1 protein-coding gene is annotated in these 402 nt (G+C 48.8%); it reads left to right on the top strand.

From position 1 onward, the window contains the following. Positions 1-402 (top strand): immunoglobulin-like domain-containing protein (locus A3763_RS08545; protein WP_156495014.1); only part of this gene is annotated, 402 nt, incomplete at both ends.

Here is a 402-nt window from a genome sequence, read left to right as displayed (position 1 = left end):
AGATACTGGCGCACCTAGCATCACTCTCCTAGGTAGCAGCCCACTTAACCATGAACTAAATACCCCCTATACCGATGCTGGCGCGACTGCAAGCGATGCGCTGGATGGTGATATCTCAACTAACATCATCGTCGGTGGTGCTACCGTAGATTCCAGTGTTACTGGTACCTACGTGATCACCTACGATGTCAGTGACTCCAACGGCAACCCTGCCGTACAGCAAACACGTACAGTAAATGTGAACGACTTTACTGCCCCAGTCATTACGCTTAATGGTGACAGCAGCATTAATATCGCTCTAGGTAGTGTCTACAATGATGCGGATGCGAGTGCGTCGGACAATATTGATGGCGATATTTCAGCAAGCATTATTCAGAGTGGCGCTGTTGATACCGGTACAAT

The sequence above is a fragment of the Oleiphilus sp. HI0128 genome, from assembly GCF_001635365.1.
Note: the sequence above shows the minus strand (reverse complement) of the source record. Positions and strands in the feature narration are given on the sequence as shown.